17 protein-coding genes and 2 pseudogenes are annotated in these 18,272 nt (G+C 41.4%); 8 read left to right on the plus strand and 11 right to left on the minus strand.

The genetic code is table 11. The features are described 5' to 3' along the window. The first annotated feature begins 95 nt into the window (after positions 1-95). The 5 genes from BCAMP_RS01225 to BCAMP_RS01240 all read left to right on the plus strand — a co-directional run bounded on the left by BCAMP_RS01225 (position 96) and on the right by BCAMP_RS01240 (position 3,870). Entirely contained in the window at positions 96-821 is a 726-nt protein-coding gene (locus tag BCAMP_RS01225) for a methionine ABC transporter ATP-binding protein (protein WP_035313030.1), read from the plus strand. Next, positions 818-1,492, plus strand: coding sequence for a methionine ABC transporter permease (locus BCAMP_RS01230; protein ID WP_035313031.1), 675 nt, complete (start codon positions 818-820; stop codon positions 1,490-1,492). Before BCAMP_RS01225 ends, BCAMP_RS01230 begins: the two co-directional genes overlap by 4 nt. An 11-nt stretch (positions 1,493-1,503) precedes the next feature. Continuing rightward, complete coding sequence (locus BCAMP_RS14880; RefSeq protein ID WP_332248492.1) at positions 1,504-1,746, plus strand: hypothetical protein; 243 nt, start codon at positions 1,504-1,506, stop codon at positions 1,744-1,746. Between the two features lie 95 nt (positions 1,747-1,841). After that, positions 1,842-2,327 (plus strand): MetQ/NlpA family ABC transporter substrate-binding protein, encoded by a 486-nt coding sequence (locus tag BCAMP_RS14885; RefSeq protein ID WP_332248493.1) that lies wholly within the window; start codon positions 1,842-1,844, stop codon positions 2,325-2,327. A 676-nt stretch (positions 2,328-3,003) separates the two neighbouring features. Further along, positions 3,004-3,870 carry a class II fructose-bisphosphate aldolase gene (locus BCAMP_RS01240; protein WP_035313032.1) on the plus strand — a complete coding sequence of 289 codons (867 nt, stop codon included), beginning with the start codon at positions 3,004-3,006 and terminating at the stop codon, positions 3,868-3,870. Positions 3,871-3,940: 70 nt separating this feature from the next. Here BCAMP_RS01240 and BCAMP_RS01245 read toward each other — a convergent pair whose 3' ends face one another. Then, positions 3,941-4,555, minus strand: a complete 615-nt coding sequence (locus tag BCAMP_RS01245) for a PepSY domain-containing protein (RefSeq protein ID WP_035313033.1) — start codon at positions 4,553-4,555, stop codon at positions 3,941-3,943. A 189-nt stretch (positions 4,556-4,744) separates the two neighbouring features. Here BCAMP_RS01245 and BCAMP_RS01250 point away from each other — a divergent pair, with 189 nt between their 5' ends. Then, positions 4,745-5,689 (plus strand): diacylglycerol/lipid kinase family protein, encoded by a 945-nt coding sequence (locus BCAMP_RS01250; protein ID WP_156921085.1) that lies wholly within the window; start codon positions 4,745-4,747, stop codon positions 5,687-5,689. Between the two features lie 46 nt (positions 5,690-5,735). Here the strand turns inward: BCAMP_RS01250 and BCAMP_RS01255 are convergent, their stop codons facing one another. From BCAMP_RS01255 to BCAMP_RS01300, 10 genes and pseudogenes are all read right to left on the minus strand, one after another. Beyond that, positions 5,736-6,056: a DsrE family protein gene (locus tag BCAMP_RS01255; RefSeq protein WP_035313034.1), complete on the minus strand. Its 321-nt coding sequence runs from the start codon at positions 6,054-6,056 to the stop codon at positions 5,736-5,738. Between the two features lie 14 nt (positions 6,057-6,070). Next, positions 6,071-6,928 (minus strand): putative RNA methyltransferase, encoded by an 858-nt coding sequence (locus BCAMP_RS01260; RefSeq protein WP_035313035.1) that lies wholly within the window; start codon positions 6,926-6,928, stop codon positions 6,071-6,073. Positions 6,929-7,567: 639 nt separating this feature from the next. Then, a complete protein-coding gene (locus BCAMP_RS01265; RefSeq protein WP_035313036.1) occupies positions 7,568-8,668 on the minus strand; it encodes an ABC transporter ATP-binding protein in 1,101 nt (366 codons plus the stop codon). Continuing rightward, positions 8,649-9,500: a hypothetical protein gene (locus tag BCAMP_RS01270; RefSeq protein ID WP_035313037.1), complete on the minus strand. Its 852-nt coding sequence runs from the start codon at positions 9,498-9,500 to the stop codon at positions 8,649-8,651. Before BCAMP_RS01270 ends, BCAMP_RS01265 begins: the two co-directional genes overlap by 20 nt. 49 nt (positions 9,501-9,549) lie before the next feature. After that, positions 9,550-10,404, minus strand: a complete 855-nt coding sequence (locus BCAMP_RS01275) for a sugar ABC transporter permease (protein ID WP_035313039.1) — start codon at positions 10,402-10,404, stop codon at positions 9,550-9,552. A gap of 1 nt (position 10,405) precedes the next feature. Continuing rightward, positions 10,406-11,704, minus strand: a complete 1,299-nt coding sequence (locus BCAMP_RS01280; RefSeq protein ID WP_035313040.1) for a carbohydrate ABC transporter permease — start codon at positions 11,702-11,704, stop codon at positions 10,406-10,408. Between the two features lie 95 nt (positions 11,705-11,799). Further along, positions 11,800-13,066, minus strand: a pseudogene (locus BCAMP_RS01285) (extracellular solute-binding protein). Between the two features lie 129 nt (positions 13,067-13,195). Beyond that, positions 13,196-14,969, minus strand: a pseudogene (locus BCAMP_RS01290) (glycoside hydrolase family 13 protein). Then, positions 14,970-16,583, minus strand: a complete 1,614-nt coding sequence (locus tag BCAMP_RS01295; protein ID WP_051456786.1) for an alpha-amylase family glycosyl hydrolase — start codon at positions 16,581-16,583, stop codon at positions 14,970-14,972. 11 nt (positions 16,584-16,594) lie between these two features. Beyond that, entirely contained in the window at positions 16,595-17,569 is a 975-nt protein-coding gene (locus tag BCAMP_RS01300) for a LacI family DNA-binding transcriptional regulator (protein WP_035313042.1), read from the minus strand. Between the two features lie 215 nt (positions 17,570-17,784). Between BCAMP_RS01300 and BCAMP_RS12935 the strand changes: the two genes are divergently transcribed. Beyond that, the gene (locus BCAMP_RS12935; protein ID WP_084038409.1) at positions 17,785-17,949 is read left to right on the plus strand and encodes a CsbD family protein; all 165 of its coding nucleotides are present in this window, start codon (positions 17,785-17,787) and stop codon (positions 17,947-17,949) included. Between the two features lie 36 nt (positions 17,950-17,985). Beyond that, positions 17,986-18,234 (plus strand): GlsB/YeaQ/YmgE family stress response membrane protein, encoded by a 249-nt coding sequence (locus BCAMP_RS01305; RefSeq protein WP_035313043.1) that lies wholly within the window; start codon positions 17,986-17,988, stop codon positions 18,232-18,234. Positions 18,235-18,272 lie beyond the last annotated feature (38 nt).

Below are 18,272 nucleotides of genomic sequence, written 5' to 3' on the forward strand. Positions count from 1 at the left end.
GAAAATTGTGATTAATCTGTTTGTTCTTATGTTATTGTAAGATGAAAAGAACGTTATAAATAACTAATTAAAAGGAACTAAGGAGGCGCGTGAGGGTGATTCAATTTGATAAAGTGACCAAGAACTACGATTCTGATTTGAAAGCGCTTCATAACGTGACGTTGACGATTAATCAAGGCGAATGTTTTGGTGTTGTTGGTGAGAGCGGCTCGGGAAAGTCAACCTTTTTGCGACTGCTTAATCAGTTAGAAAGACCAACGAGCGGAACGATTACAGTGGCACAACAAGTGTTAGCTACTTTAAGTGAGCGGGATATAAAAAAGCGCCAACAACAAATCGGCATGATTTTTCAGCAATTCAATTTATTACATAATCAAACGGTGGCCCAAAATGTGGCATTGCCATTAAAACTTCGCGGCAAGATGGAGCCAGCGCGCGTATTAGACATGTTAGCCTTTGTTAACCTGACACATAAGGCAGACGCTTACCCACGCGAATTGAGTGGCGGCGAAAAACAGCGGGTTGCGATTGCCCGCGCCTTAGTCATTGAACCCAAATTGCTTCTTTGTGACGAACCCACCTCAGCCCTTGATGCCCAACACGTTGATGAGGTGCTCAGTCTATTAGAAAAAATACACAGTCAGTTTCAAACCACAATGGTCATTGTTAGTCATGAATTGGCCGTAATTAAACGGATGTGTCAACGTGCGGCGATTTTTAATAGAGGTGAACTTGTTGGTATCACAGCTGTAAAATCAGCAGAAAACGCTCAGCAATATGACTCGTATGAGGCAAGGGCGATGGAGATCCTTCAACAATGACAACATACTTAGCACATCTCCTTTATTATCAACCAGAAATGCTACGTGCGCTGAGTGAAACAGCTGTAATGTTACTCATAGCGATTGCAGCCGCAATCTTAATTGGTTTACCAATGGGGACATTCATCTACTTATCACGAAAAAATGGTGTGTTGGAGCATAAGGGCGTCTCATTATTATTGAACAATTATGTGAACATTGTTCGTTCATTTCCCTTTTTATTGTTCGTTGTCGCCCTTATTCCTGTAACAAGATGGGTCATCGGTTCGGCTTTTGGTACATATGCTGCCAGTTTTCCGCTAGCGTTTGTAGCCGTTGCCTTGTATGCACGCCTCGTAGAACAAGTATTATTAGACGTTCCAGAGGAGGTGGTTGAACTCGCCCGTGCAATGGGCGCAAGCAAATGGCAGTTTTTACGCCATTTTTTGTATGTCGAAGCACGATCCGGGTTAGTGTTAACCTTAACGTCCGTTATTATTAGTATGGTGTCATATTCAACGATTATGGGCGTGGTCGGTGGTGGTGGGATTGGCGATTTTGCAATTCGCTACGGTTACCAACGCTATGAATATGATGTGATGTACACGACGATTGTTATCATGATACTGAGCGTGATTGCGATTCAAGTAGTAGGTTCGTATGTAGCAACCAAATTAGATAAACGAAAGTAGGGGGAGCAAAGATGATGAGAAAAAGTTGGATTGGCCTTTTATTAGTGGTAGTAATGGTGTTGATGGCAGGATGTGGCAGCAAGACTGCTACGAAGGATGAATCAGCAGATAAGGTCATTAAAGTGGCGTCACACATGACACCAATGACCGATGTGGTAGAAAAAGCAGGCGAGGTAATTAAAGCCGACGGTTACACGATTGAATTAGTACAGGTTAATGATAACATCCAGTATAATGAACTTTTAAAAAAATAAAGAAGTAGATGCCAATTTTGCACAGCATGAACCGTTTATGATGAAATTTAATGAAGAAAAGGATGCCAACTTAGTGGCAATTCAAAAAATTTACAATGCTAAAGTGGGCTTCTATTCAAAAAAAATACAAAGATATCACAACTATTCCTGAAGGCGCAAAAGTGGCCTTGCCAAATGACGTTTCGAATGAAGGACGAGCTTTAGCCATCTTAAATGAAGCTGGACTGATTACTCTTAAAGAGGGTGTCGGCTTCGACGGTACAATTAAAGACATCGTTAAAAATCCTAAAAAATTACAATGGCTATCGGTTGATTTACTTAACTTAGCGGAAACATACGGTGAAGATAATGTGGCACTTGTTTACAATTATCCGACTTACATTGCTAAGTTGAATTTGACACCAAAAGATGCAGTCTTGTTAGAAAAAACAGTCGATGATCGCTTTGCCATTAGTTTAGTTGCTCGTGAAGATAATAAAGACTCAGCAAAAATCAAAGCATTGAAAAAAGCGATGACAAGCAAAGAAGTCCGTGACTTTTTAGAAAAAGAACACGCAGATACGTTGTTACCAGCGTTTTAAAAAAGTAATCAAAGCGAAAGCAGCTCGTCAAAGGCAACTAAATTGGAGGCTTTGAGGCCGGCTATCTTTTCCGGTACGAAAAGGCGAAATTTAGACAGCCTTTAGCTGATAGAACTGGAGTAATCAAAGCGAAAGCAGCTCGTTCAACAGCGTATAAACGGACATGACACTTTGCGTCATTAGAATATTTAAAATGATCGCCTTCTATTAAAGGCGATTCAGACTGAAGATAAACGCTGTTCTAGGTCGTCAATGCCTCGCCTTCTCGGAGTCGAGTACCATCTGTACACTCACCTCAAAGGCTCGTGTTTCCTACTATAACAACGTTTCTTTTCAGTCAAGTCATCTTGTAGCCAAAGTTACTTGAACTAACGTTCAAAGTGAAACCAGTTTAATTCGACTTTGTCTACAATCTGGATTGCCTTCTATTAAAGGCGATTGTTTGTTTTTTGAGAAGAAAAACCGCTTACATTATGAAGCGATAACGAAATGTGACATTTACTCGAAAGTAATGTCATATTTCCGTGTTATTTTCATAAAATTAATATCATTTTGTGGGAATTCGTGCGATAAATTGTTACAATGTAGGAGTAAACTCTTTAGGTATTGAATTTTATGCAAATAAGATGTAATATTTAAGAGTATGAAATGTAGATAAACTAGGAGGAATTCAATTATGGCATTAGTATCAGCAGAACAAATGTTAAAAGACGCACGCGCAGCACAATACGCAGTAGGTGCTTTCAACACTAACAACCTTGAGTGGACAAAAGCAATCTTAGCAGGAGCACAAGCTTCAAACTCACCAGTTATGATCCAAACTTCAATGGGTGCAGCTAAATACATGGGCGGATACAAAGTATGTGTTGATTTAGTTAAAAACTTAATCGATTCAATGGGTATTACAGTTCCTGTAGCACTTCATTTAGATCACGGTGACTATGCAGATGCATTAGAATGTATCGAAGTTGGTTACACATCAGTTATGTTCGATGGTTCTCACTTACCATTCGAAGAAAACTTAGAAAAAGCTAAAGAAGTTGTTGCTAAAGCTCACGCTAAAGGCGTTTCTGTTGAATGTGAAGTTGGTAGCATCGGCGGCGAAGAAGACGGCGTTATTGGTACTGGTGAATTAGCTTCTCCTGAAGAATGTAAAGTTATCGCTGACTTAGGAATTGATTTCTTAGCAGCAGGTATTGGTAACATTCACGGTTCTTACCCTGCTAACTGGACTGGCTTAAGCTTTGATACTTTAGGCGCTATCGCTGATATTACTGATGGTATTCCGTTAGTATTACACGGTGGATCTGGTATCCCAGTTGAACAAGTTAAAAAAGCAATCTCATTAGGTGTTTCTAAAATCAACGTTAACACTGAATGCCAAGAAGTATTTGCAGCAGCAACACGTAAATACATCGAAGAAGGTAAAGACTTAGAAGGTAAAGGCTTTGACCCTCGTAAATTATTAGCTCCAGGTACTACTGCAGTAACTGAGTTAGTTAAACAACGTATTGAATGGTTCGGTTCTAAAGGTAAAGCGTAAGTTTTAACTTATGAAATAAAAATGTCCCTCGCAATCTGCGAGGGACATTTTTATTTATCTATCGTATGACTTAATTGTCTTGCTCGATTTCAATCACTTCTTTAGAACTTGCGTTGATTTTAACCTCGGTTTCATTCTTACCATTTTCGATTGTAACACTCCAGTAAGTCACGTTAAGCTCTTTGTCTAGGCTCCAATCAGTCGCAGTTCCTTCAGCTTTTGTGAGGGCAATATCAGTTACATCTTTAAGTGATGCAAGCTTGTTTAAATCAAGTTTGTCTTCAGCGCGTTTAATACCATTTTGATCATCTCTGTCTAATTTTTTATCAGATGAGTCTTTCACGGTGTTTTTCTCGGCATCAATTTTCACTTCGTATTCTTTATTATCGTCAACGCCTTCAACTTGGTAGTACCATTTTGAAAATGAACTATCTAATTCGATACTTGTAATATCGCTATTAGGAAATTCTTTTTGATAAGTATCAATCGCTTCGGCTACTGTTACTTTAGGGAGTTTTTGTGTCGCATCATTCGTCGCATTGTTATTTTCAGTCGTTTTAGCAGTTTCTGTTTTTTCGGTTGGTGTAGCTGAAGTTGCTTTATCATCCTGACAGCCAGCCAGGACGCCAACTGATGCTAAACCAAATCCTAAAGCGGTTAATGTGATAATTTTAGATAATTTCATAATTAACACTCCCTTTATTAGTATATCTTTAGTATAGTGCTATTCTGAGTTAATAACATCATACTAGAGACTGAGTTTCACTACTTCAATAGTCATGTAACAGTGCGTTTTCGTGATGGAAAAAAGCATGTGCTAAAAGTGTACATTTGCTATAATTAAAAGAAGTCTAAGTAAAGGGGCATAATTCAGTTGAGACATAAACAAATTTATATGATTATTAATCCAACATCTGGCGGTGGTAGAGGTGCTGTTATCGGCCGTCAGTTGAGTGGGATGTTAAATAAACAAAAAATTGCTTACCAGCAAGTCACAAGTCAGTATGCGGGTGAAACACTAGCGCTAGTCAAGCAATACTGTCGTCAGTATCAAACTGATGAAGAGCGACCGACGTTACTAATTGTGGGTGGCGATGGTACGGTTAATGAAACCATTCAAGCGATGGGAGAGGACTATCGTCACATACCAATTGCTTATATTGCAGCGGGATCGGGCAATGATTTTGCCCGTGGCAGTGGCTTACCGCGTTCTCCCAAAAAAGCATTAGCTCATATCTTACGTTTAACAGAGCCACAAGCGTTTGATATCGTACATTATCATACAGTTGAAAAGGAGAAACGTGGTTACTTTGTAAACAATCTTGGTTTAGGATTTGATGCTTTGATTGTGAAAATCGCTAATCAATCACGCTTGAAAAAATTCTTGAATAAGCTCGGTTTAGGAACATTTACGTATGTGATTGCTTTGCTGAGAGGTTATTTCAAACAAGCAGCGTTTGATTTACAGATTGAAATGAATGGCCAAACGATTGCGTTTCCACAGGCATTTTTAGTGACGACAACAATCCATCCCTATTTTGGTGGCGGTGTAGCAATTGCACCGATGGCACAGAATAATGATGCGAAAATGGATTTGGTTGTTGTTAGAAAAGTGTCCTTGCTTAAATTGGTTCAATTATTCGGTGGGATGTTACTGGGTGGGCATCACGTGAAATCTGTCGAATTTCATCACTATCAGTCATCTAATATGAAGTTGATTATTGATGAAAAAGTCGATGGACAAATTGATGGTGAAGTCTTAGGCCAATCCGCGTATGAACTTACTTTGGAAACAGAGCAACATTTATTTTGGGTCTGAAAAAGCTACTTCTTAATTGATAATTTATCAATTAAGAAGTAGCTTTTTAAATTTTAATATAACCATAACCAACGATTTGACGATTGAGTAACTCTTTGATGCCATTGGGGACGATAACAACAAATGGGGGTAATTGACTGGCATCAAGGTCTTGGGCTTCGAGCGTATCGTTACAAACCATCCATTTAATGTGACCAGAGGTGCGCTCGATATACCATAATTGTGTAATGTCGTAAAAATGAGTGACTGCTTCATCGGTTGCGACGACGACAATTTTATCGGTATAACCGGTCGTTAATAAATGAGCGATATTATTTTCGAGGTCTTGCCATTTATGATTTTCATTGATGTGAAAGGCTACGGGCATAATTACAATCTCCTTTATTTATGACCAATTAAGATGTCAAAATCAGCTGTGATACACCCATCACTTTTGGTGATGAAAGCTTGGATGTCATCCTCTCCCAAATTCCATGTTAAGGGTGTCATGTGCAAAAGCTGTGATAGTTGTTGGATACTTAATTGTACTTTATAGGTTAATGATTCGCGTCTGAACTGTGGGAATTGACCTGCAAAGAGTGCAACAGTATCATCGTTTTTATATGTCTTTTTAACCGAATCAGCGTAAAAATGGTGACGTAGTTCTTGAAGGTATCGTGATTGCGGTACGACTTTAAGGACAAGGCCATTATGGCTTAACATGCGTTCGAATTCTTTATAATTGGCGGGTGAAAGAATGTTAAGAAGCACGTTGACGCTGTTATCCGCAAAGGGCATGTTCGCAAGATCGGCTACAATCCAAGCGACGTCTGTGTAATGTTTAGCAGCAGATAAGATGCCTTCTTTGGCAATATCAGTCCCGAAGGCAATCGTTACCTGTTCTTTTAAAGCCGCTACAATGGCAGCGAGATGTGAACCTTCGCCACAGCCACCGTCAACGATGCAGACGGGCTCAGTCGTATGTACTGTAATCAAGGCGGTGAGTCGTTCAATCAATGGTGTAAAAAAAGCACTTTCGGTGATAAGCTCCCGTCGTGATTCAAAGAGTGCTTTATCATAATGTGTGGCATTATGTTGATTCAGTAAGTTAAGATAACCTTGTTTCGCAAAATCAAAATTATGTCCATTGGTACAAGTTAACTGTTCTGTTATTGTAAAAGAGGTGTGGCAAATCGGGCAATTTAGGATAGACTCATGTTGTGTTAAGCGAGCAATGCTGTGTTCTTTTTTACTTAGCATGTGTTTCCTCCGGTTGAATAGTATGGTTTTATTATAACATACGAGCGGATAGTATTACGATGTGAGGCTATAAAAGCAAAAAAAAGAAGCCCGCAAACAAAAAAATGTTGGACAGGCTTCTTTTTTTTCGATTTTCTCGTTTCTAACAGGTTAATTTCGCTTTCATACTTCCAGCTCAATCAACCAGAAACTTGCCAATTTCAGAAAAAGCTACGCGACAAAAATAGTCGCTTGCGTTTTTCTTCCAATTTTCTCGTTTCTAACAGGTTAATTTCGCTTTTATTCTTCCAGCTCAATCAACCAGAACTTAGGAAATTTCACTCCCTTACTTGCCGATGGTAAATAATCGGCAAATTCGGTAGTTCCAATTTCTACAGTTCTAACAGGTTAATTTCGCTTTCATTCTTCCAGCTCAATCAACCAGAACTTAGGAAATTTCACTCCCTTACTTGCCGATGGTAAATAATCGACAAATTCGGTAGTTCCAATTTCTACAGTTCTTACAGGTTAATTTCGCTTTCATTCTTCCAGCTCAATCAACCAGAACTTAGGAAATTTCACTCCCTTACTTGCCGATGGTAAATAATCGGCAAATTCGGTAGTTCCAATTTCTACAGTTCTAACAGGTTAATTTCGCTTTCATTCCTTACTTGTCAGTGACAATTCTGTTTCAGGATCAAACAGGTGGGCTTTGCTCATATCTAAGCCTAATTGAATCGTTGAATGGACCGGGTATTTTGAGCGGGCATTCACGCGGGCAATGAAGTTTTGACCGCCAAGGTCAGAGTGGAGCATGTATTCAGCTCCTGTTAATTCAGCGACGCTAATCGTGCAGTCAATAATATTTTGCGGCACTGCATTTAAAAAAATCGGCTCATCGTGAAGGTCTTCCGGTCGAATGCCTAAGATAATCGGGCCATCAGGACGGTCGTTTAACAGCTTGCGTTTTCCTTCAGGGATTGTTAAACTCGCGCCCTCGGTAATAAAGCGGTTGCCTTGAAGTTCACCTTTAATAAAATTCATTGGAGGCGATCCGATAAAACTACCAACAAAGAGGTTAATTGGATTTTCATAAACATGCTCGGGTGTGCCGACTTGTTGAATGATGCCGTCTTTCATAATGACGATACGTGTCGCCATCGTCATTGCTTCGGTTTGATCATGGGTCACATAAATCATCGTCGTGTTGAGTTCTTGATGGATTTTACTGATTTCAGCTCGCATTTGCACGCGCAGTTTCGCATCTAAGTTAGAGAGTGGTTCATCCATTAAAAAGAGTTTAGCCTCACGTACAATTGCACGACCTAACGCAACCCGTTGGCGTTGACCACCAGACAATTCCCGTGGTTTTCGCTCGAGGTATTCAGTTAAGCCTAAAATGTTGGCGGCTTTATCGATACGCACTTTAATGTCTTTTTTCGGCATTTTTCGTAGTTTTAAGCCAAAAGCCATGTTATCGTACACGCTTAAATGAGGATAGAGGGCATAGTTTTGAAACACCATTGCAATGTGACGGTTTTTGGGAGCAACATCATTCATTAAATGACCATCCATCGTAAAGGACCCTTTACTAATATCCTCTAACCCAGCAATCATCCGTAACGTGGTAGATTTACCACAGCCTGATGGTCCGACAAAAACGATGAATTCTTTATCTTCAATCTCAAGATTGAAGTCTGATACAGCGGTAACTTTCTTATCGTAAATTTTGTAAATGTTTTTAAGTGAAATGGCAACCATGATGATCGACCCCTTGTATTAGTTTTTTTTTAAGACGGAAATGCGTAACGTAAAAGAGTAAGAGAACCATCGCGATTAAGCCGATGGATAACAATGACATAAACAGCATGACATCAAAAACAAAGAGGCTGATGATGGCTGTAACAACGGCGGGTGCACCCATCACTAAGGTACTGAGGGTCATGACTTCACGGCCCGTTGTAATATCACTGACGTGCGAACGTTTCACTAATGCGAAACAAACAGCAACGGCTAACCATGTAGCTAACTGTGTTAGTAGTAACGCGCAAAAAGCGACGAGGATTAAGGTCGGCAGTAGCAGTCCGGCATTGGCTTCAAACCAATGTTTATTCACCCATGTTTTAAACGACTCTTCGGACTTAAAGTCAGCGGTTGTGGTTGTGTCATCGTAAGGTAGGCTGAACGATAATCCGGCAGGGCTTTTAATAGTGACGGCGGTACGTTCGAAAATGACCGCGGTTGTAACGTTATCTGCGAGTACGAAAGGGTGTGCGGTTGCTACGGCACTCATCCCTTTATTCGATTCAGACGTGATGGTTTTAGCCTGTAGTTGCTGTTGGCTAAAGGAACCATTTGCTACGCTCTGTAAGCTGTTTGTTAGCGACAGTTCATACGGTTCAGGCATGATGAGTGACAGATTGAAGGTTGTCATTTTAGTAAGTTGTAACGTAAGCGGAACCATTAAACAAGCAACTAGAAAAAAGAGTGTGACGAGTAGTTGCCACCATTTAAATTGCTGTTTACCAGCCATCATGCGTCGTGGTGAAAAGATACGTGTGAAATAATTGATGATAAAGGGTGTGCGTTTCATCTGTTGAACCTCCAATTTTGCGATGTAAGTCTAAGCCTGTGTATGCTGTCTATCCTTTTGTGCCACCAGACGTTAAACCTGAAACGAAGTTCTTTTGTAAGAGGAAGAACAACAGAACAATCGGTAACGCAGTTAGGATGGCACCGGCGGCAAATAAGGCCACTTTTTGTTGCTGTGGATCAGACACAAGTGTTTGGAGACCGACTGCTAAGGTCAATTGTTCATCAGTTCGTAGTAAGAACTTCGCGAGTAAAAAGTCGCCAAACGGTGCCATAAAAGCCCAAAGTGCTTGAACGGCAATCATTGGTCGTGCTAACGGTAAAATAATCTGCCAAAAAATACGGAAGTGACCGGCTCCGTCAATACGAGCGGATTCATCGAGGTCACGAGGAATGGTATCAAAGTAACCTTTCATCAACCACGTGTTCATCGGAATCCCACCACCAATATAAAGTACGGTTAAGAACCAGTACGTATCGAGTCCATTTAAGAGCATCGCCAAAACATAGAAGGCAGTTAAGGCAGCCATTGTTGGTACCATTTGGATAATAAGGAAGAACACGAGGCTGTTTTTTCGTCCTTTAAAACGATAACGGCTGTACGTATAGCCTGCCAATGTGACAACGGCCACTTGGATAACCATCACGGCGATTGCGATAATGATTGTGTTTTTATACCATAAGAGATAATTGGTTTCGCTGAATAGTCGTCTGAAACTATCAAGCGACCATTGTCCGCTCAAATCTAAGGTGAAGGCGACAACACTGCTGTCTTTGAAAGCAGAGGAAGCGGTGATTAACAGCGGATAAACAATGATGATACCAAGCCCAATTAAGAACAGATAGGTGAATAAATGGGCGAAAAAGCGTGCTTTCTTTTGACTTTGACCAAATTTCCGAGCCATCTTACATCATCTCCTCATTATTAAAGGCATTGGTTTTCTTAAAGGCAATCAACGAGACTGAGATGACGATGATTGAAATTAAGAGTGTGACGGCGGCAGCGACTGAATATTGTGGGGCTGTACCGGTCGTTAGTTTGTAGATCCATGAGATTAAAATGTCGGTTGAACCGGCGCCAGAACCCACACTGCCGGGGCCTCCTTCGTTGAAAAGGTAAATAATTGAGAAATTATTAAAGTTAAAGGTGTACTGTGTAATGAGGACGGGTGCGGTTGCGAATAAAATCATTGGTAAGGTAATCTTCGAGAAACGTTGGAATGGCGAGGCACCATCGATTTTAGCAGCCTCGTACATCTCTTCGGGAATCGATTGTAAGACACCAGTGACCATTACATAAATATATGGGAAACCGAGCCAACCTTGAATCATAATTAAGGCAGTCTTTGTCCAAAAAGGATCGGTCTTCCAGGAGATGGCATCAATATTGACGAATGGAAGATGATTGATGAACGGAATAACCTGGGCATTAATCGCGCCGATACTGTCATTGAACATGTTCGAAAAACTCATAATCGTAATGAAGGCAGGAACAGCCCATGGTAGTAAAAATAAAATACGGAAAAAGGCTTGGCCTTTCACGAATTTTTGATTGACGACCACGGCGGTAATAATACCTAATACAATTTGGAGCGTTGTGGCTAATAAGGTCCAAATAACGGTCCAAGAAAAGACACTGGCAAAGGTTGCCCGGTATGAAGCGAGTACGAATAAGTTTAAGAAGTTTTTAAAGCCGACCCAATCAAGCAAGCGAAAGGGGGTGATATGTTGAAAATCATAGTTTGTAAAGGCGATAAAAACGGTCACGATGACGGGGAAACAAATGACGAAAATCATCAATAAGTAAGCCGGCAAAGTTAATAAATACGGGAAACCTTCTTCGTATAATGAACGTAAGTTGTCTTTAGGGACAGTGTTGACTTTTAAGCCCTGCTGATGACGTCTGGCAATTGCACGCGCGTCACTAATAACGAGGACGTAAAAGAAGATGAAAATAAGTGTAACGATAATTTGTAAGGTCCCTCTAATCATCATGAATAAGGAGTTATCAACAACTGGGGTTGTGCCGAGGCTAATAAAATTAGCGAGGGCTGTAAAACCAAAGGTGAACATTTCAAAGAGAAAAAGAAGAAACACACTTAAGAAGATGCTCCCTTTGAAATATTGTTTGTTGTAGAACTGTCCTAATCCAGAGATAAGTGATAACAGGGTTGCCTTGGTTACGGATTGCTGTGTTGTTTTCATAGCTAATCTCCTCAATTCTGTCTTAAAATAAGCTGAAAAGACGCCCAGACTGACTCAATTAAGAGTGACAGAGTGAGCGTCTCAATCGTTAAGCCTTATTTGCTATCGTATTTTTCGCTAATATTTGTCTCAATGACTTTGACGGCATCATCTGCAGAAGCTTGTGCTTCTTTTTTGTCTGATACGGCATCAAACATGAGGTTTTCAACACCAGTCCAAACTTCACTCATCTCAGGAATCGTCGGTGTTGGTGTTGCTGATTTGAATTGATCAATCACGGCATTAGTTAAAGCGTCATCTGTTGCAGCAGCTTTAGCTCGTGCTGTTTCGTTAGCAGGAATTTCGTTCGTATCTTCATAGAAGGTAAAGGCATTATCAGCATTACCGGCATAGGCTAACCATTTTTGTGCGAGGTCAGCGTTTTTAGCATAAGAAGTTGCAACCCAAGCTTTACCACCAGCAAAGGGACTGTAAGCTTTATCGCCAGGTAATTTAGCAATTGCGGCTACACCATAGTCGATGTCTGCTTTTTTGTAGGTTGCTGCTTGCCAAGGGCCATCAATGACCACGGCTGTTTTACCTTCAGTAAATTCTTTTGTGACGAAATCTCCGGCACTTTTGTTATCGAGCATGCCTTTAGGCCATTTTTTATACCATTCTTTGGCATATTCAACACCTGCAACGGCACCATCATTGTTAAGACCGATGTCTTTAACATCTGTGCCATCCTCACCGAAAACATAACCACCGTTACCAGCTAATAAACCATAGCTATAGTAAAAGTCAGTCCATTTTGCTAAGAAAGCGGTGTTTTTTCCGTCTTCAGAAGCGAAGTCAAATTTAGTATCAGTTGCTAATTTTTCTAATTCTGTAAAGGTTGTTGGTGCTTTAGCGATTAAATCTTTGTTGTAATACATGACGAGTGTTTCAATAACAAAGGGTACGCCGAATTGTTTTTTCTCTGATGTGACAAGATTTTTTTTCTTTATCACTAAAATCAGCAGCAGCCAATTCAGTTACTTCAGCTAAGTGGCCTTGTTGTGCTAAACCACCGACACGGTCATAAGCAGCCATCGTAACGTCAGGTGCTTTGCCAGCTGGTCCATCTAAGGGAATAGCTTCGAGCTGATCAAACATCGGTTTTGTCACGATTTTGATTTTAGCATCGTTGTCTTTTTCGAACTGAGCCTTAATACTTTCGACGTATGGTTTATACGTTTCTTCAACTGAAACAGTTAACGTGTTCGAATCGCTATCGGATGATTTTTTCTCTTCTTTCTTAGATGAACTGCTTGAACAACCTGCGAGTACAAGGGTGAAAATTAATAAGAGTGATGCGAATACCGTCAATTTCTTCTTCATGTTATTAGCCCCCAATAAGTTTATTTACTAACTAATTTAAGTATAACCATCTATGCAAACGCTTTCAATAGGTTGGAATGATGTTACCGGTAACATCATTCCAGCTGGAAAATAATAATTGGTCTATTGTTACAATGACTGCTCTAAAACGATGAAATCATTTGCTTGTAGTTGTATATGGGAAGTTGTCGTTTCAAAGTGACCAATAATTGGTCTTGCTTCTTTGAGCGCAGCGGTCTGTTGGTAGCGTCGCGTCTCAGGCGAACGATTAAATAAGGCTGTTAATTGGTTGGCTTCATCCTTCAAAGTGAAACCAATGAGTTCGTTGGGCGTGTCTAACCATGTTAAGTGACCGGTTTGAATGAGGTGGTTATATTGTTTACGGAAGCTCAGGATGTTTTTAGTGAAGGCGAGTAGGTCTTTGTCTTGCGCTTGTTCATCCCAAATCATACACTTACGGCAGTCAGGATCATTGAAACCATCTAGGCCGACTTCAGTACCATAATAGAGACACGGTGTTCCTTTTTGTAAAAATAAAAAGGCGAGCAATTGCTTTAAACGTTGTTTATCGTTAGCCATCCGCGAGAGCACGCGGGCTGTGTCATGTGAATCGAGCATATTGAACATCACAGCCGTAGTGTCTTTGCGGTACATCATTAGCTGGGTATTTAAGCCGGAAATCAAAGTCGCTTCATCGATTGATTTGTCGATGAAATAATCATTGATCGTCTCGATGTAAGGGTAGTTCATTGTCGCATGAAACTCATCGCCTTCGAGCCAACGTTGGGCGCTGTGCCATATTTCACCGAGAATATAAATGTCTGGTTTAATCGCTGTTAGAGCGGTCTTCATTTTTTTCCAGAAATGATGATCGACTTCATTGGCCACATCGAGGCGCCACGCATCAATCCCAAATTTTTCGATCCAGTACGTAGCAATGCTGATTAAATAGTCCTGCACTTCGGGGTTTGCGGTATTTAGTTTAGGCATATGTGTCGTAAAGGCAAAGGTGTCGAAGGATAAGGTCGGTTCATTTTCGATATTGCCGTTAACGCCAGTTTGAACGGGAAAGCTCTCAATGTGAAACCAGTCTTTAAAGCGTGATTTTTCTTCGTGTTGGAGCACATCCTGCCATTGGGGTGAGCGATCACCAATGTGATTAAAGACGGCATCAAGCATAATCCGCATGCCACGGTGGTGGGCTTCATCAACAAAACGTTGGAAGGTCTCATCATCACCAAAATGAGGGTCAATCGTGAAATAATCTTCGGTATCGTATTTATGGTTGCTTGGTGCTTTGAAAACAGGCGTGAGATAAAGCCCGTTAATACCAAGCTCGGCCAAATAGTCGAGATGATCGATAATACCTTGTAAATCGCCGCCATAAAAGGCTGATGTAGTTGGCGATTCTTGACTCCAGTCACGCACATCTGTCGGTGACAGGCTGGGATTACCATTAGCGAAGCGTTCGGGGAAAATTTGGTACCAGCGTGTATCGCTTGCCCAAGTCGGCGCACGATAGGCATCGATTGCGTGCAAATAGGGCAGGCGGAAGTAATAATTGGCATACGTTAAGACACGCTCACTGACGGGAAACGCGCCACGGTCACCAAAAAAGAGGGTGTCTGTTTGGCTTTCAAGAACGAAGCCGTATTGCCAACGGTGATGCGGAGGTTCAACGGTAATCTCCCAATAGTCGTGGGTGAGTGTCTGCGCAACTCTCTGCATCGGACGTTGTTCGCGCCACCAGTTATCGACCGTAAATAAGTAAGGATCACCGCCGATTAAATAAACCTTTTGAGCATCGGCTTTTTTTTGTGCGAAGTCGTAAGTATAGGCGTCCATCACTGTGTAAAAAGGCATCTTCACTTTCGGGTCGGTGATAAATTGCTGCAAGTTCCATTTATAATTCCTCCTTTAAAATCAGGACACCAAAGGGTGCCAACTGTTGGTTGCTTGGGTCAAAGCCGTTGTTAAATAATGTCGTTGTGTCAGCAGAAGGTGTCACAACGAGTGGTGTATTCGATAGATTGACACGAATAATAAGACGTTCGTCTGTCGTTTCACGTATCAGTTCAAAAAGCTGTTCATCAGCAATGGCATTAAATTGTGTCGTTGCTTGTGCCAACTGTTGGCTGTATCGCTGGCGTAACTGCAGCAACTGCTTATAGTGTGCTAAAGCGCTTGTCGTAGAAGCTCGTTGCGCGAGATAAGGGGTGCCAGGCGACAACAGATTGTTCCAAGGGGCAACGGTTGAAAAGCCTTGAAAGGGCTGCTCATCCCAATTCATTGCACCACGGGCCGCATCTTTCGATCGTTGTTGAACAACGAAGAGTTGTTCAACAACGCTTAATTCTGCCGTGTCCTGTAAAAAAGAAGGGAGGCTTGGATCAGTTGCATAGTCTTTTAACTGCGGATGAATCGCATTTGTTAAGGCCAGCTCTTCACCTTGATAAAGCAGTAGCCAGCCGTTTAAAAACAGTTGCATGCATAAAAGGGCGATGGCTGCGTCAGTTGAGCCGTCACCAAATCGTGAAACGGCTCGCGGATGGTCGTGATTGCTTAAGTAAAGTGCCATTTGTCCGCTGTCGGCCTGTTGTTGATAGGCTAACAATTGACGTTTGAAGGCGGGTAAATCGAGCTGTTGTAACTGCTGTGCCACACCGCTGTCTCCACGTGTTTTTGTTTGAAAATGTCCGAAGGTAATTAAACAATCGATTGTTTCAAAGTAGCGCGGCACATCTGCGGGCTGGGCAGAAGCGGCTTCACCAAGTAAGACAAACGGCTGCTTTGTCCGCGCGGCAATCGCGGCCTTAAAGGCAGCTAAATGCTCGAAATTCCGAGGGAGATTAGCGTAATAACATTCAGCTAACACAGGTGTCTGCTTTGCTGTCGGTACCGACAAAAAACGTTGGTCTTTTGCTAAATGTGAGATGGCATCGAGTCGAAACCCGGCGACTCCGTGATTGAGCCAATAAGCTGCCACCGCCGCTAAGTCATTAATGACTGCGGGATTTTCCCAGTTCAAGTCGGGCATTTCCGGAGCAAACAAGTGAAAATAGGCTTGCTGAGATGAGGCATCATACTGCCACGTACTGCCACCGAAAAACGAGGCCCAATTTGTCGGTGGTTGCGTTGGGGTAGCTGCTTGCCAAATGTAGTAATCACGGTATTGGGAATGCTGATCGGCAAGCGCTGCCTCAAACCACGGATGCCGATTCGAGGTATGATTGATGACTAAATCTAAATAGATGGCAATATCAAATTGTTTCGCGCGGGTAATCACACGTTTCAAGTCCGCTAATGTACCATATTCAGGTGCAATCGTATAATAATCGCTGACATCATAGCCGTTATCAATGCCGGGCGATTGAAAGATAGGGCTGAGCCAGATAGCGGTGATTCCCAGTTCAGCGATGAGGGGGAGTCGGTCATATAAGCCGTTTAAGTCACCAATCCCATCATTATTACTGTCTTGAAAACTTTTTAAATAGACGTGATAAATAAGTTCGGTCATGTCTCTCTCCTTTATGCCTCGCCTTCTTGTCGTGAAGGGGTGAGCAGTAATGTTGGTTCAAATAAAAACCGCGACGGTGTCGGTTCTTGATTGATTTTATCTAAAATCATTTGACCGCAGGTTTCTCCCATTTCGATAATCGGTTGACGCACGGTTGTAATATGAGGCTGTGAAACACGGTCGAGATAAATGCCATCGAAGCCAGTGATACCGATATCTTGACCGATTTTTAAAGAGGTGAACTGTTTAACGGCTTGCAACACACCTGTCGCGATATTATCGGAGGCGCAGACAATGCCAATCCGCTCGCGAGTAGGTGCCTGCATCGCCTTTGTTAAAAAGTGGCGCATGAACCGTTGTGAGTCATTGAAAGAATTGGGCATATTATAGACGACGCTGTCTCGTTTCCAGGCGCTCATCGTCGCAACGTAGCCTTGTTCACGTGATAATTCAAAGGCTTCCTTAATATTGGTACCGAAGAAAAAGATACGCGTGTAGCCATCTTGTAATAATTGTTCGGTCGTTAAGGCTGTCCCTTTGTAATTATTAATATCGACGTAGTCAAAGCCATGTTTATTTTCACCAAAAAAGACGATAGGCTCTGTTAGCGCTTGTATTAGGGGAAGGTATTGTTCACGGAATCCGGCGACAATTAAGCCGTCACAATTTCCGATATCGAGGGACTCAGGTTGCACAAGCTGAATCGAATAGCGCTGTTTGGCGAGTGTCTTATTTAAGCCGAGCAATAAATACATGTAGTAGGGCTCAGTCGTATCGACCTCTTCTAAAAAGAGAAACTTAATAATTTGCGTGCGTTTCGTCACAAGTGCTTTGGCGGCATAGTTGGGCGTGTAATTGAGTTCTGCCATCACTTTTAAAACAGCCGTACGCACGTCAGGTGCCACTTTTTCAGGATGGTTGACGACACGCGACACAGTCATTTTAGAGACATGTGCCATTTTGGCAACATCAGATAAGGTTGTCATAAACGGTCTCCTTTCGCGTAAAGTAAACGTTTACATCTTAAAACAAGTGTAAATGCAAACGTTTGCATTGTCAAATGAAGCATCAAAATGAATAGTTGTGACAAAATAACAAACTTTTTTAATAAAAAATGTTTGGTTTTTTTATAGGAGGGAAAGTTTAAAGTGTAACGATAATTTAAGTTACGCCAAAAAATTCAAAGAGAAGAGGGATAGGTATGAGTGGAGCATTTGACAAGCTTAAAGGGAAAGCAAAAGAAGCAGCAGGTAAAGCACTTAACGATGACTCTTTAAAAAATAAAGGCAAGGCCGATCAAGTCAAAGGTGAAGTGAAAAAAGCTGCAGGTAAGGTGAAAGACTCGTTTAATGATAAAGACAAATAACTGACACAATACGAGAGAAAGATAGGAGATGTTAGCATGTTACATTTTATTTGGGTATTAATTATTGGTGCAATTATTGGTGCAATCGCCGGAGCAATTACTAAGACAGCCTATGGCTGGGTCGGCAACATCGTGGCCGGTATTGTTGGTTCATGGTTAGGTGAATTGATTTTAGGTAGCTGGGGCCCATCGCTCGCAGGTATGGCGATTTTTCCATCGATTATCGGTGCGGTTATTTTAGTATTTGTCGCATCACTTATTTTTGGAAAACTGAAAAAAGATTAGTGAACTAGAGGTTAAAAATGAAAGTAGCTTATAGCAAA

This window comes from Brochothrix campestris FSL F6-1037 (assembly GCF_000525915.1).
Lineage (GTDB): Bacteria > Bacillota > Bacilli > Lactobacillales > Listeriaceae > Brochothrix > Brochothrix campestris.

Bases quoted from the DNA above. Each gene is read 5' to 3' on its own strand.
- BCAMP_RS14880 (WP_332248492.1), top strand. From the start codon at position 1,504: ATGATGAGAAAAAGTTGGATTGGCCTTTTATTAGTGGTAGTAATGGTG.
- BCAMP_RS12935 (WP_084038409.1), top strand. From the start codon at position 17,785: ATGAGTGGAGCATTTGACAAGCTTAAAGGGAAAGCAAAAGAAGCAGCA.
- BCAMP_RS01270 (WP_035313037.1), bottom strand. From the start codon at position 9,500: ATGAAACGCACACCCTTTATCATCAATTATTTCACACGTATCTTTTCA.
- BCAMP_RS14885 (WP_332248493.1), top strand. From the start codon at position 1,842: ATGCTAAAGTGGGCTTCTATTCAAAAAAAATACAAAGATATCACAACT.
- BCAMP_RS01255 (WP_035313034.1), bottom strand. From the start codon at position 6,056: ATGCCCGTAGCCTTTCACATCAATGAAAATCATAAATGGCAAGACCTC.
- BCAMP_RS01240 (WP_035313032.1), top strand. From the start codon at position 3,004: ATGGCATTAGTATCAGCAGAACAAATGTTAAAAGACGCACGCGCAGCA.
- BCAMP_RS01265 (WP_035313036.1), bottom strand. From the start codon at position 8,668: ATGGTTGCCATTTCACTTAAAAACATTTACAAAATTTACGATAAGAAA.
- BCAMP_RS01300 (WP_035313042.1), bottom strand. From the start codon at position 17,569: ATGACAACCTTATCTGATGTTGCCAAAATGGCACATGTCTCTAAAATG.
- BCAMP_RS01260 (WP_035313035.1), bottom strand. From the start codon at position 6,928: ATGCTAAGTAAAAAAGAACACAGCATTGCTCGCTTAACACAACATGAG.
- BCAMP_RS01275 (WP_035313039.1), bottom strand. From the start codon at position 10,404: ATGGCTCGGAAATTTGGTCAAAGTCAAAAGAAAGCACGCTTTTTCGCC.
- BCAMP_RS01245 (WP_035313033.1), bottom strand. From the start codon at position 4,555: ATGAAATTATCTAAAATTATCACATTAACCGCTTTAGGATTTGGTTTA.
- BCAMP_RS01295 (WP_051456786.1), bottom strand. From the start codon at position 16,583: ATGACCGAACTTATTTATCACGTCTATTTAAAAAGTTTTCAAGACAGT.
- BCAMP_RS01230 (WP_035313031.1), top strand. From the start codon at position 818: ATGACAACATACTTAGCACATCTCCTTTATTATCAACCAGAAATGCTA.
- BCAMP_RS01280 (WP_035313040.1), bottom strand. From the start codon at position 11,704: ATGAAAACAACACAGCAATCCGTAACCAAGGCAACCCTGTTATCACTT.
- BCAMP_RS01305 (WP_035313043.1), top strand. From the start codon at position 17,986: ATGTTACATTTTATTTGGGTATTAATTATTGGTGCAATTATTGGTGCA.